The organism is Catenibacterium sp. CAG:290 (genome assembly GCF_000437715.1).
Taxonomy (GTDB): domain Bacteria; phylum Bacillota_I; class Bacilli_A; order Erysipelotrichales; family Coprobacillaceae; genus Catenibacterium; species Catenibacterium mitsuoka_A.
Genome location: NZ_FR898867.1, coordinates 2,313 through 14,210, shown reverse-complemented (window position 1 = coordinate 14,210; position 11,898 = coordinate 2,313). Strand labels below are relative to the sequence as shown.

At 32.6% G+C, this 11,898-nt stretch carries 14 protein-coding genes; 7 read left to right on the top strand and 7 right to left on the bottom strand.

The window, feature by feature from the left end; translation table 11 throughout:
* Positions 1-104: 104 nt before the first annotated feature.
* Positions 105-1,304 (bottom strand): acetate/propionate family kinase, encoded by a 1,200-nt coding sequence (locus QVO42_RS09425; protein ID WP_022425865.1) that lies wholly within the window; start codon positions 1,302-1,304, stop codon positions 105-107.
* A 135-nt stretch (positions 1,305-1,439) separates the two neighbouring features.
* Between QVO42_RS09425 and QVO42_RS09420 the strand changes: the two genes are divergently transcribed.
* Positions 1,440-1,886, top strand: coding sequence for a hypothetical protein (locus QVO42_RS09420; RefSeq protein WP_022425864.1), 447 nt, complete (start codon positions 1,440-1,442; stop codon positions 1,884-1,886).
* Here the strand turns inward: QVO42_RS09420 and QVO42_RS09415 are convergent.
* The 3 genes from QVO42_RS09415 to QVO42_RS09405 all read right to left on the bottom strand — a co-directional run bounded on the left by QVO42_RS09415 (position 1,883) and on the right by QVO42_RS09405 (position 3,842).
* Entirely contained in the window at positions 1,883-2,065 is a 183-nt protein-coding gene (locus QVO42_RS09415; protein WP_022425863.1) for a hypothetical protein, read from the bottom strand. The genes QVO42_RS09420 and QVO42_RS09415 overlap by 4 nt on opposite strands.
* A gap of 65 nt (positions 2,066-2,130) precedes the next feature.
* Positions 2,131-2,715, bottom strand: a complete 585-nt coding sequence (locus tag QVO42_RS09410; RefSeq protein WP_022425862.1) for an MBL fold metallo-hydrolase — start codon at positions 2,713-2,715, stop codon at positions 2,131-2,133.
* A gap of 248 nt (positions 2,716-2,963) precedes the next feature.
* Positions 2,964-3,842, bottom strand: a complete 879-nt coding sequence (locus QVO42_RS09405) for a MurR/RpiR family transcriptional regulator (protein ID WP_022425861.1) — start codon at positions 3,840-3,842, stop codon at positions 2,964-2,966.
* A gap of 158 nt (positions 3,843-4,000) precedes the next feature.
* Between QVO42_RS09405 and QVO42_RS09400 the strand changes: the two genes are divergently transcribed.
* Positions 4,001-5,380 (top strand): glycoside hydrolase family 1 protein, encoded by a 1,380-nt coding sequence (locus QVO42_RS09400; protein ID WP_022425860.1) that lies wholly within the window; start codon positions 4,001-4,003, stop codon positions 5,378-5,380.
* Positions 5,381-5,574: 194 nt separating this feature from the next.
* Positions 5,575-5,892, top strand: coding sequence for a glycosyltransferase family protein (locus QVO42_RS09395; protein ID WP_022425859.1), 318 nt, complete (start codon positions 5,575-5,577; stop codon positions 5,890-5,892).
* On the opposite strand, the gene QVO42_RS09390 is transcribed toward QVO42_RS09395, so the two are convergent.
* The 3 genes from QVO42_RS09390 to QVO42_RS09380 form a co-directional block, all read right to left on the bottom strand.
* A complete protein-coding gene (locus QVO42_RS09390) occupies positions 5,817-6,254 on the bottom strand; it encodes a Tim44 domain-containing protein (RefSeq protein WP_022425858.1) in 438 nt (145 codons plus the stop codon). The genes QVO42_RS09395 and QVO42_RS09390 overlap by 76 nt on opposite strands.
* A gap of 620 nt (positions 6,255-6,874) precedes the next feature.
* The gene (locus QVO42_RS09385) at positions 6,875-7,327 is read right to left on the bottom strand and encodes an ABC transporter permease subunit (RefSeq protein ID WP_022425857.1); all 453 of its coding nucleotides are present in this window, start codon (positions 7,325-7,327) and stop codon (positions 6,875-6,877) included.
* A 132-nt stretch (positions 7,328-7,459) separates the two neighbouring features.
* Positions 7,460-8,797, bottom strand: coding sequence for an MATE family efflux transporter (locus tag QVO42_RS09380; protein WP_022425856.1), 1,338 nt, complete (start codon positions 8,795-8,797; stop codon positions 7,460-7,462).
* Between the two features lie 117 nt (positions 8,798-8,914).
* On the opposite strand from QVO42_RS09380, the gene QVO42_RS09375 reads away from it, so the two are divergent.
* From QVO42_RS09375 to QVO42_RS09360, 4 genes are all read left to right on the top strand, one after another.
* Positions 8,915-9,703, top strand: coding sequence for a MurR/RpiR family transcriptional regulator (locus QVO42_RS09375; RefSeq protein WP_022425855.1), 789 nt, complete (start codon positions 8,915-8,917; stop codon positions 9,701-9,703).
* Positions 9,704-9,820: 117 nt separating this feature from the next.
* The gene (locus QVO42_RS09370; RefSeq protein WP_022425854.1) at positions 9,821-10,255 is read left to right on the top strand and encodes a heme-binding protein; all 435 of its coding nucleotides are present in this window, start codon (positions 9,821-9,823) and stop codon (positions 10,253-10,255) included.
* A complete protein-coding gene (locus QVO42_RS09365; RefSeq protein ID WP_022425853.1) occupies positions 10,236-10,958 on the top strand; it encodes an HAD-IIB family hydrolase in 723 nt (240 codons plus the stop codon). Before QVO42_RS09370 ends, QVO42_RS09365 begins: the two co-directional genes overlap by 20 nt.
* A 171-nt stretch (positions 10,959-11,129) precedes the next feature.
* The gene (locus QVO42_RS09360) at positions 11,130-11,801 is read left to right on the top strand and encodes a hypothetical protein (protein ID WP_022425852.1); all 672 of its coding nucleotides are present in this window, start codon (positions 11,130-11,132) and stop codon (positions 11,799-11,801) included.
* Positions 11,802-11,898: the final 97 nt, after the last annotated feature.

Sequence of the window (11,898 nt, the reverse complement as noted above, 5' to 3'; positions counted from 1 at the left end):
TTAACTATTTATTGACATTTAATAGTTTGTCTTTTCCCCCATTTTAACATACTTTCATAGAAATAAAAAAGACAGAAATCAATATATGACTTCTGTCTGTCATTTTATCCTAAATGTAATAGTTTCATAGTATCTCTAGCGATTTCTACTTCTTCATTTGTAGGGATTACAAAGACATCAATCTTAGAGAACTGATGAGAGATTAATCTATTTTCGTCTGAACGAATCGCATTTGATTCTTCATTGAGGAATACGCCGAGTGCACGAGAACAATCATCGATAATCAAACGTCTTAAGTAAGCAGCATTTTCACCTACACCCGCAGTGAAGGCAATCGCATCTAAGCCACCTAATTCAACGAAATACTGACCAATATATTTAGAAACAATACGTGAATATAATAAACCAGTTAATAATGCACGTTCATCACCTTCATTGAATAAAGCATTTTCAATATCACGTGAATCTGAAGAAATACCTGAAATACCAAGCATTCCTGATTTCTTATTATAGATATCTAATACTTCATCAGGTGTTTTATTCAATTTCTTACATAAATAAGGCATGATAGATGGATCGATTGTACCACATCTAGATCCCATCATTACACCTGCCAAAGGTGTGAATCCCATTGATGTATCAATACACTTACCATCTAATACTGCAGAAAGTGATGCGCCATTACCTAAATGACATACGATGATACGTGAATGTTTTGGATTACCTAATTCTTTAATAACCTGTTCAGAAACATATTTATGACTTGTACCATGTGCACCATATTTTCTAATCTTATAGTCTGTATAATATTCTAATGGTAATGGATATAAATATCTTTCTCTATCCAATGTCTGATGGAATGCTGTATCGAATACGAATACATGTCCTACTCCTGGAAGAGCTTCTTTGAATGCACGATATCCTACTAAGTGTGCAGGGTTATGTAGTGGTGCTAATTCACATAACTCTTCTACCTTACTTACTACGTCTTCATTTACAACAGCACTAGAATCAAAGTATTCACCACCATGTACAATACGATGTCCTACCCCTTCAATTTCTTCTAGCTTTTCAACAATTTTTTCCTTCACTAATGCATCTAATACTAAAGAAACAGCGACCTTATGATCTGGAATAGGTAATTTCTCTGTTTTCTTCTGTCCATTATGTTTAATAGTAAAAATTCCTTCTTCTAGTCCAATTCTTTCCACAATACCTGAGCAGATTACTAGTTCTGAAGGCATTTCTAATAACTGGAATTTTAATGATGAACTACCAGCGTTTACCGCCATGATTTTAGCCATACTATAACCTCCTTAAAATCATATAACTTAATTCTACTAAAATAAGATATAAAACACAACAAAAATATTGTAAGCGTTGACATTTATTTTAGGATTTTTTTTAGGTTTATTTCAGGACTTATTTCGGTTCTATCTATGGAGGAAATTAATCGTACTCCTGCAATACTTTTAATTAGAACTATAGACAAAGACCACTGCATCAGATTTCAGAGTAAATACTATTTTCCAGTAACTGAAAACGGTGACAGAAGATACTTTGCAAGAAAGACTAACTTCATGGTCATTGAGTCATTTGATCGACAGTTTCTGGCAAATATCGCTGATAAGCTTTATCTAATGGAAGAAGTACCCAAACATGAACTAGTATCAAAGGAATTTGATGCTCCTAAGGAAGCGCCTAAGAAAGAAAAGAAAAAGTATATTCCTCCAATGAATCATCCATGGAGAAAAGCCAGCTTTGCGAATTATGCTGCAAAACAAAAGCACCGTTGTGGCAATGTCATTAAGTTAAGAATTGACAGCTATCAAGGCATACAAACAAAATGTATGCCTTTTTTATTTTCTCTTGACAAAACATCTTAGACTTCATCTTCCTGCCTGATCTCATCTAAATAAATCCTGTCTTCTTCTACTATAAAGCGCCAGTATTCAATAAAGATTTCTTTATTATCCTGAGTGACTTCATTACCTTTAATCATTCTATCTCTCATCTTACCTTCTATATAAGACCAGAAGTAGTCATCACCTACTTCTACAACCATTGTTTTAAGAAGTCTGATATCAGAAAGTTCATTACGTATACCTTCATACTTCTTTTCATTTTGGACTATAATTTCAACCTTTCACCTGGCTTTATATATAAAGCATGTGGTGATTTAAAGCTTTTCGCAATATCTTCATTATATAATTGTGTAGGTGAAGTATGAATAGGAATAAAATAACGAGAATCAATCACATGTGCACAACGACTTGCTTCCTGTGCACTCATATTATAAATACCATCTACTGGTAATAATGCATAATCTAAATCATTGAAGCTTTCCATTTCAGGATAATAGTTTGTATCTCCAGCACCATATAATGTAATACCATCTACAGTCATGATAAAACCAACACATTCTTCTCTTGTATGATTCTTATTTTCTGCAGGTGTTCCTTCAATCATTACTTTCTTGATCTTCTTAATAGGATATTCACCATCCACAAATAGATCTCCATGTCTTAAAATCACACCATCACCTTTTAATGTGACAAGATCAACCTGATTATGATCACTATGTTCATGCGTTACAATCACAATATCTGCAGGCATATCATAACCTTCACCTGCATAAGGGTCCACATAAATCACTACACCTTCATTAGACACAATGCGATAACTTCCATGTCCTTGATACAATAATTCTGCCATTTTTTATATCTCCTTTATCACTTATTCAATTATAACTTTTCCTATTACATAGTGCGATAGAATGGCAAAAAATAAAAAAAATAAAATTTAGTTAAAAAAAATGTAAAAACATGTTGACGAATCGCATAACACTTGGTATATTATATGAGCGTGCTTGGTTGGGATATGGCACTAACACTTAAGCAGCTAATGTTTGATTATTTTTGAGACATTATCAATTTCGGTTGACAGCATTACATTTTCCTATACTAGATGTCATTTACTGGAGAACGAGCTGGATGTCTTGCATCCTTTGTCTTATCATAATTAACTTTTTTCTCTAAGTTTCTATTATAATCACGTTGGAATATGCATGAGAAAATAAGGTTTAAAATATATTCCATAGAAAGATTTGAAGCAAAGGGTGCTATTTTAGTAAAGATTTTCTCTCTTGAACCAACCCTTAATATCACATCACCATAATGTGATAGCTGATTATCGCCAAGAGAAGTAATCACAATCATCTTTGTCCCCTTCTCTTTTAATGTCTGGGCAATACGGATTATTTCAGCTGTTTCTCCTGAATAAGAGAGAATCATTGCAAGATGTGATGAAGAAGAGTTATAAGCTAAAAAGATCTGTTCTCCTTCTAATGTACGAATATTTACGTTACGTCCAATACGTGTCATCTTATGCTGGAAGCTTAATGCTTCTAACATGGAGTTACCATTTCCATATATATCTATAGACTCATATTGATTCATAAGTTCTATCGCTTTACGCAAATCATCAAAATCTATCAGCTTAATTGTATCTTCAATAACTTCTCTGCTCATCGTACCAAGTTTATAGGCAATTTGTGGATAGTTGTCTTCTGGACCAAAGGGGAAGTTAACATCGATTCTTTTAGTTTTAGTAAGTGTATATTGTAGTTCTGCTGAATACTTAATCTTAAAGTCATTATAACCCTCTAAACCAAGCTTACGACATAGTCTCACTATTGTGGCGGGAGATGTATATGTTCTTTTTGAAAGTTCCTTAATAGATAGATTCAATACATCTTCACCATGATTTAATATGTAATGGGCAATTTCCACTTCAGCATGTGTGAAATCTAATGCGAATTCTAATTGTGTCATTATACTCATTGTTTATCACCTGATCCAATTATATCATGAAACGTATTTTCAATAAACTTGATTTTTAACACTCTTTTTTGAAACAAAATTAAAACTCTATCCGTACATATTTACTTCTCTAAATGGTTATGTGAAAATATTATTGTACCATTAAGGAGGACGAACAAATGGAAAAGAAATTACCAAAAGATTTTTTCTGGGGTGGTTCAGTATCATCATTCCAGACTGAAGGAGCCTGGGATGAAGGCGGAAAAGGTTTATCAATCTATGATGTAAGACCTACACCAGAAGGACATGCTGACTGGAAAGTGGCAATTGATGAATATCATCGTTATAAAGAGGATATTCAGTTAATGAAAGAAATGGGATTCAATTTCTACCGTTTCTCTATTTGCTGGAGCCGTATTATTCCTAACGGTGATGATGAAATCAATGAAGAAGGCGTACAGTTCTATAATAATTTAATTGATGAATTGATTGCGAATGGTATTACTCCAATGATTACATTAGTTCATTTTGATATGCCTTATCATTTAGTAAAGGAATATAATGGTTTTGCATCACGTAAGGTTGTTGATTTATTTGAGCGTTATGCAAGAGTTTGTATGGAACGTTTTGGTGATAGAGTTAAACACTGGATGTCATTTAATGAACAGAACCTACATTCATGTAACTTAATCTATTCAAATGCGGAAATTATACCTGAAGGAAAATCTAAGGCTGAACATCTTTATCAGGTGGCACATAATGTTATGATTGCACATTGTAAAGCTGTTAAGGCTTTAAGAGAATTAGTACCAGATGCTAAGTTTGGTGGTATGACAACTATTACTAACTTCTATCCTGCAACTGATACACCAAAGAATAACTTATTCTGTCAGAAGGCTTATGATTTAGTTAATGACTGGGTATGTTATGTACAGGCTAATGGTAAATACCCAAGATACTATACAGCATACTTAAAGAACAGAGGTTGGTTCCCTGTATTTGAAGAAGGCGATGAAGAGTTATTAAAATATACATGTGATTATTTATGCTTCTCTTACTATCGTTCTAATACACTCACTGAAGGTGAATTTGATATGACTACACCTTTCAATGATATTGTAGAAAAGCATGTTGTAAAGAACCCGCACCTAGAAGCGACTGAATGGGGCTGGGAAAAGGATGCCATCGGATTTAGATGGGTTATGAATACTTTAAGTGAAAGATATGATCTTCCTTGCTTCGTATTAGAAAATGGTATGGGTGCTAGAGAATCATTAAATGAAAATGATACTGTAGATGATGATTATAGAATTGAATATCATCGTAATCATATCCAGGAAATGAAGAATGCGATTCTAGAAGATGGTGTTGATTGCTTAGGTTATATCACTTGGGGTCCTATTGATATTCCTTCTTCTAGCTGCCAGATTGCAAAGAGATATGGTTTTGTATATGTTAATAGAACTGATGAAGAACTATTAGACTTAAGAAGAGTACCTAAGAAATCATTCTATTGGATCTCTAAAGCATTTAAATCAAATGGTGAAGATTTAGACTAATAACCTGAAGCCTCATTCGTGAGGCTTTTTTCTTTTCCTTAGTATTATTTAGTAAAATACTAATTACTTAAGAATTTCTTAATAAAATTGAGTAGATTAACTGTAATAGTTTGATTTTCGAATATAAATAGTGTATTATGGCGTTGGTAAAAATGATTGAATACTTTTACTAGAGGTAAAAGTGGAGGTATCTAATGAAAACAAGTTTAGTTATTATGGCTGCTGGTATTGGTTCACGTTTTGGTGGAGGAATCAAGCAGTTAGAACCAGTTGGACCTAATGGTGAAATTATTATGGATTATTCAATCCATGATGCCATTGCCGCTGGTTTCAACAAAATTATCTTTATTATCCGTAAAGATATTGAAGAAGACTTCAGAGAAGTTATTGGAAATCGTATTGAAGAAGTCGCTAAGAAGTATGATGTAGAGATTGCTTATGATTGTTCATATAGAGATGGAGAAAGGCATTGTTTAAGAACATCCATATCTCTATCATTCCATGCATTCTGAATAGTGTAATAGTAATCGGCGACTATTTTGTTCATCTTCTTTTCATCAAAGGATGAGTTATTCTTTTCTGCTAGTCCTCTTTTCATATCCTTATGCATGGAGATAGCTTTATATCTACGACGATATTTTTTCATATATGAAAAACCATATGATATAAAAGAAAAAGTTATTAAACTAGCAATACGTCTTTCGGGTGTATCAACATATCTTACAGGAGAAGAAGAATGATGGGATGGAGAACCACTGCCTCCTCCTCCACCTCCACTTGATCCTCCTCCCCCGCCGCCAGCTCTTGCGTAAACAGGGGAAATAGAAAAACATAATATACATACGATAAATAAACATCTAATTAATTTCTTCATAAGTCCTCCTAAGAGATTAGAAATATTACTAATATCATGATACATGCCAAAAAGCCTAAAGTACATAGTAATAAGCCTAGCCACCAAATAAGTGTTCTTTCTTTTCTAGTAATAATAGAAAAGATAAGTCCTACAAAAGAAAATACAGGGCCAAGCAGAATGATATCTGTATAAGAATAAGGAGCGTGATTGGCACTATAAAAATAGATTAAAAATGCTGCGATAGATAATAAACCACAAATAAGTGGTATAGAGTTCATTTTTTTCATAGGTAAAGTATATCATAAAAAAAGAATGATAAGAGATATATCTTATCACTCTTTAACAAGTCTTATTCGTACTTAGCGACAATCTTATCGTATTCAGCGTTCTTCTTTAGGTTTTTGACAAAGACTTTTTTATTTGCCATAAGATGACCTCTTTTCTACAACTTTTGATACCTGTGCAATTACTGTACAGATAAATAAATAATAACAAGCCATAAAACAATAAATGAGCATCATATGAGCTGACTGCGTTGCGGCAATTGTTTTACCAACGTTAGTCAATTCTGCCAGACCAATAACAGATAATAATGAAGTATCCTTAATAGAAATAATAAACTGTTTGATGATTGAAGGTTACATTGTTCTTAAAGCCTGTGGTAAGACAATCTTCTTCACACTTTTACCATAAGTTAAGCCAAGGGATCTGACTGCTTCAATATCACCTCTGACGCTTTCTGCCATATAAGTGCCGGCATTAAGTGATAAAGCAACAGTACCAGCAGTAAAAGTACCGCCGATTTTTAACCAGCTAAATCCTGTTGGTCTTAACATCTGTTCCAAGCCAAAATATATGATTAGTATTTGCACAAGCATTGGTGTACCACGAATGATATAAATATAAAGGTTGGCGATTGCCTTTAATATCTTCATGATCACTGACTTACTTTTTGAAGTATTGACTAATCCAACAATGATTCCAATAATAGTCGCAGCTATTAATGATATAATTGATAATTCAATCGTAATCACTATAGCCTGATTGAATCGACTGGCAAAAAAACCTAAATTTTCAAAAAATCCTTTCACATGAATCCCCCTTTTCTTTTATGTTTATAAATTACACCAATTCTTAATATATGTCAAAGAATTTTTATCACAATGAAAATATATTATTAAAATTGTATTAAAAAAGAAACAAAGTGAGACTTTGTTTCCTAGTTAGGCATCAAAGTGATGCTTTTTGAAGTGTTTATAGTAAATAATAAAGAGTAGTGAGGTCGTAAACCAAGTGACTGGATAAGAGACAACAACACCTTTAATAGTTGGATAGTGTGGTGAAATGAATGTGAGCCAGGCAATACGTAGTACACATATACCTAAGCATACTAATATCATTGGTTTAATTGATTCTCCACATCCTCTCATAGTCCCTGAGAATATTTCAACACAGCAATATAAGAAATAGAATGGCATTAAGAACAGCATCAAGCTGTAGCACTCTTCAATAATATGTGGATCTGATGAGAATAATCTTGTGATATAACTGCCTGTTAAACAGAGTATTGTACTGATTGAAATAGTCATAACAAAAGCCATAGCAAGAGCTGTTCTTGTACCCTTTTTAATACGGTCATGAAGATGAGCTCCATAGTTCTGTCCACTAAATGTTGTGATAGCTGCACCAATGGCCGCAATCATCATCCAGAACAGGGCATCTATTTTTACATAAACTGACCATGAAGCAATTGTCTGTGTACCAAAAGCATTGATATGACTCTGTAAGACAATGTTTGAGATACTATACATTGTAGATTGTATTCCAGCTGGGGCACCAATCATAATAATCTTCTTTAGTACAGGTAGATGAAATTTCATCTTTGATAATGTAAGCTTGTAGACTTCATTTGTACGCATTAATTGAATAGTAACAAGCATAGCACAGACAAATTGTGCAATGACTGTTGCGATAGCTGCCCCAGCAATACCTTGATGGAAGATGACTACAAAGATAAAGTCGAATACAACATTCACAATACTACATACAATTAAGTAATAGAGTGGTCTTTTACTGTCCCCTACTGCTCTTAAGATTCCTGCACCGATGTTGTAGATTGCACCTGGAATCATACATAAGAAGTAAAGCTGCATATAGAGAGTGGCATCATTCAATATATCATGTGGTGTACCAATGGCATCTAGACATTGATAAGAGAAAAATAAGCCAAAAAGCATCATGAGTATGCCACTGACAATGGCAAGACTATAAGAAGTATGCACTGCCTGATGAATTTTCTTATTATTTTGTGCACCATAGTATTGGGCGATGACTACGGAAGCACCTGTAGATAAGCCTACATAGAAGTTAATGATTAAATTCGTTAAGTTTCCTGTTGAACCAACTGCAGCAAGTGCGCTTGTGCCTACTGCCCGTCCAACAATGATTGTATCAACAGTGTTATATAACTGTTGAAAGAAACTTCCTATAAGAATAGGAAAAAAGAAAAAAAGCAATTGTTTCCAGATAACTCCCTTAGTGAAATCTTGTGTCTGATTCATGTTATTCCCTCCTAAAAGATTAATACATGATATCATATAAAAAGAATAAAAGATATGTTGTCGTTTACTCTTTTAATCAAAGAAAATTCACTTAAAATAGAAAGAGAGGTGAAACCCATGATACTAGATATATCACAAGAAAATAAATATACAGAGACTGAAAAAGAAGTGATTGATTATTTAATGAATCACTTAGATTTATTAGAAGAGTTGTCTATTAATGATTTAGCGAAAAAAACTTATACTTCTAATGCAACTATTATTAGATTGTGCCGTAAGGCAGGTTATAGTGGATATAAGGCTTTAAAGGTAGATTTAATTAAAGAGAGAGAAGCGAATAAGTATATTGTAGAGAGTGTGGATTATACGACACCTTTTCAGTTTAATGAAACAACTGAAGAGATTATGAAGAATATGTTTTCTTTGTATCAGGAGAGTATTAAACAGGTATATTCTAGTCTAGACATAGATGTGCTCAAATCTATGGCAGATGAGATTATTCATAAGAAACGTATCTTTTTGTTTAGTTATGGAGATACACAGACTACAGTGATTAATTTTACGAATAAGCTTGTAAAAGTAAATATATTCCCTACTCTTGCAACACAGTTTGGAGAAGAGAGACATATTTCTAAACGCATGAACAAGGATGATTATGCACTTATTATTAGTTATAGAGGGCAAGAAAGACTTCTAGAATGTGTACAGACATTAACTAAGAATCATGTGAAAATTGGACTTATTACTGCGAATAAGAAGAATTCATTAATGGCTTATTGTGATGATTTGATTATGATTCCTGATTGTGAGAAAGAAAATAGAATTAGTACATTCTATTCACAATTAGCTTTTCAGTATGTCTTAAGTAATCTTTATGCGATTATTTATCATCAGGTGAATGATTGAACTTTTAGTTCAATCAATTCTATCGATAAATAAGAATAACAGAACATTTGTTTCTATACATATGAAAACTGTTTCATTGTAAGATGATTTGTGCTAGAAATGAATAAGGTGATGAACATGAATAAAGAAGATGTATTAAAGTTAGAGGAAGAATTAAATTTTGATCATTTTGATGCAGAAGATGCGTATTGCATTGGGAATGAAATAGTAAAGAAAACAAGTAAACCAGTACGTATTAGAATCGTATTAGATGGAGATATTGTGTTCCAGTATTTGATGCCTGGAAAAAAGGGTGTGGAATGGTTAGATAGAAAGCAGAATACAGTGGAAAGGTATCAACATGGCACTTATTATGTGTTTCTAGATCAAGAAGAAAGACATGTATATGATGAGAATGATTCTACTATCGCGATATGTGGTGGAGGTTTTCCACTTTTTATAAAAGATGAGTTACATGGGTGTGTGATTGTATCAGGACTTGCCCATGATGAAGATCATCAATTGATTATAGATGTACTAGGAGGATATAAGAATGAAGGTATTTGCGACTGATTTAGATGGTACTTTAGTTCATAATAAAAAAGTAACAGAAACAGATAGAGAGGCCATTGCAGCTTTTCAAAAAGAGAATCTATTTGGTGTTTGTACAGGAAGACCACTGAGCTGTTTATATGATGTAGAGGGTATTCCTTTTGATTTCTATATTATGTGTACAGGTGCACTATTATTAGATAAGGATAGACATGTGATTGAGGAACACCTTTTAGATAAAGAACTTGTGAGGGATATATATAATCATTATAGAGACTACTCTAACATTATTGTACAAACAGAAAGTGAATCTCATTTCTATTTTACTGGTTTTATTGATTTTCCTACTTTTACTATGATTAAGGATTTTGAAGAAATCAAGGATTCAAAGTTCTATAGTATTTCTTTAGTGTTTGATACCAATGAAGAAGCAGCAACATTTGTATCAGATGTGCATGATAGATACCCTATGGTATCTGGTTATCAGAATACGAATGTAATTGATATTGTATCAAAGGGTATTTCTAAAGGTACAGGTGTAAAGGCTATTAAGAAACATTTTAATGCGGATAAGATGCTTGGTATTGGTGATTCCTATAATGATTTACCTTTGTTTAAGGCAAGTGATTATAGTTTTACTTTCCATAGTTCTCCTGATAGTTTAAAGAAAGAAGTCAATGATGTGGTAAGTAGTGTGAGTGAAGCAATTAATAAAGTATTGTAGGCAGAGAGTTGATCTCTGTCTTTTTTGTGCACATAGTAAGATAGTTAATATGTGATACATAGTCATTACGCAAAAAAATATTTGAACGCCTTTAAATAGACTTTATGAGAGCCTTACTCAAAACATTTTTTTGATGAAAGTTGTATGATGTAGTTAAGGAGGAGATGCGTTATGTCTACTACAACAAACTACTTCATCAATCTCTATAGAAGTTTAATCATCAAACGTGATGAATTAAAGAATCAAACTGAAGAGAACAAAAAGAATTATTATCAAATGTATAAAGAGTTGTATAAAGAATATTATGGATTAATGGTTGAGTGTATCTTCCTCAAAAAGAGAATAGCCTATTGTCAGCGATGTAAAAATCATCATATCAAGATATACAAAGAAGAGTTAGAAGGCTATATGGATGCTGTGAAGGAAGATTATATGCATGAATTAGAGGAACTAAGAACTCATAAGAAAATAATGAAACAGCATCTAAGTGATGAAGATATGAAACAGGCAAAGAAGATATTCAAAAGAATCATTAAAAGAATCAATCCGCAACATTCATTATGGGAGCGGGTAGTTGAATCATATAGATATAATAATTTAAATGATTTAATAGATATAGAAATGTTGGTGGATTATGATAAACAATCCATTAGAAAAAACTTAGATAATACCTACCTCTCAGCACAAATAGAAAGACTCAAGAAAGAAATAGAATCTTTTGAAAATAGAAATCCTAAAATAACAAAAGAGTATCTAGAAAAGAAAATCATGATATACAGATTGTATAAATATAACTTAGATAAACATTATTCCTGTTATGAAAAAGTTACGCATGCATGTTAGGAGGAAGCATTTATGGATAATATGAAAGATATGATTTTAGAAGCAGTAAAAATGAATGGGATAGAGAATGTGGTTATGCCTTTAATGAACGAAATCT

What these genes read in the sequence shown, in the direction of transcription:
- QVO42_RS09425 (WP_022425865.1), bottom strand. Translation starts at nt 1,304, where the DNA reads ATGGCTAAAATCATGGCGGTAAACGCTGGTAGTTCATCATTAAAATTC.
- QVO42_RS09420 (WP_022425864.1), top strand. Translation starts at nt 1,440, where the DNA reads ATGGAGGAAATTAATCGTACTCCTGCAATACTTTTAATTAGAACTATA.
- QVO42_RS09415 (WP_022425863.1), bottom strand. Translation starts at nt 2,065, where the DNA reads ATGGTTGTAGAAGTAGGTGATGACTACTTCTGGTCTTATATAGAAGGT.
- QVO42_RS09410 (WP_022425862.1), bottom strand. Translation starts at nt 2,715, where the DNA reads ATGGCAGAATTATTGTATCAAGGACATGGAAGTTATCGCATTGTGTCT.
- QVO42_RS09405 (WP_022425861.1), bottom strand. Translation starts at nt 3,842, where the DNA reads ATGAGTATAATGACACAATTAGAATTCGCATTAGATTTCACACATGCT.
- QVO42_RS09400 (WP_022425860.1), top strand. Translation starts at nt 4,001, where the DNA reads ATGGAAAAGAAATTACCAAAAGATTTTTTCTGGGGTGGTTCAGTATCA.
- QVO42_RS09395 (WP_022425859.1), top strand. Translation starts at nt 5,575, where the DNA reads ATGAAAACAAGTTTAGTTATTATGGCTGCTGGTATTGGTTCACGTTTT.
- QVO42_RS09390 (WP_022425858.1), bottom strand. Translation starts at nt 6,254, where the DNA reads ATGAAGAAATTAATTAGATGTTTATTTATCGTATGTATATTATGTTTT.
- QVO42_RS09380 (WP_022425856.1), bottom strand. Translation starts at nt 8,797, where the DNA reads ATGAATCAGACACAAGATTTCACTAAGGGAGTTATCTGGAAACAATTG.
- QVO42_RS09375 (WP_022425855.1), top strand. Translation starts at nt 8,915, where the DNA reads ATGATACTAGATATATCACAAGAAAATAAATATACAGAGACTGAAAAA.
- QVO42_RS09370 (WP_022425854.1), top strand. Translation starts at nt 9,821, where the DNA reads ATGAATAAAGAAGATGTATTAAAGTTAGAGGAAGAATTAAATTTTGAT.
- QVO42_RS09365 (WP_022425853.1), top strand. Translation starts at nt 10,236, where the DNA reads ATGAAGGTATTTGCGACTGATTTAGATGGTACTTTAGTTCATAATAAA.
- QVO42_RS09360 (WP_022425852.1), top strand. Translation starts at nt 11,130, where the DNA reads ATGTCTACTACAACAAACTACTTCATCAATCTCTATAGAAGTTTAATC.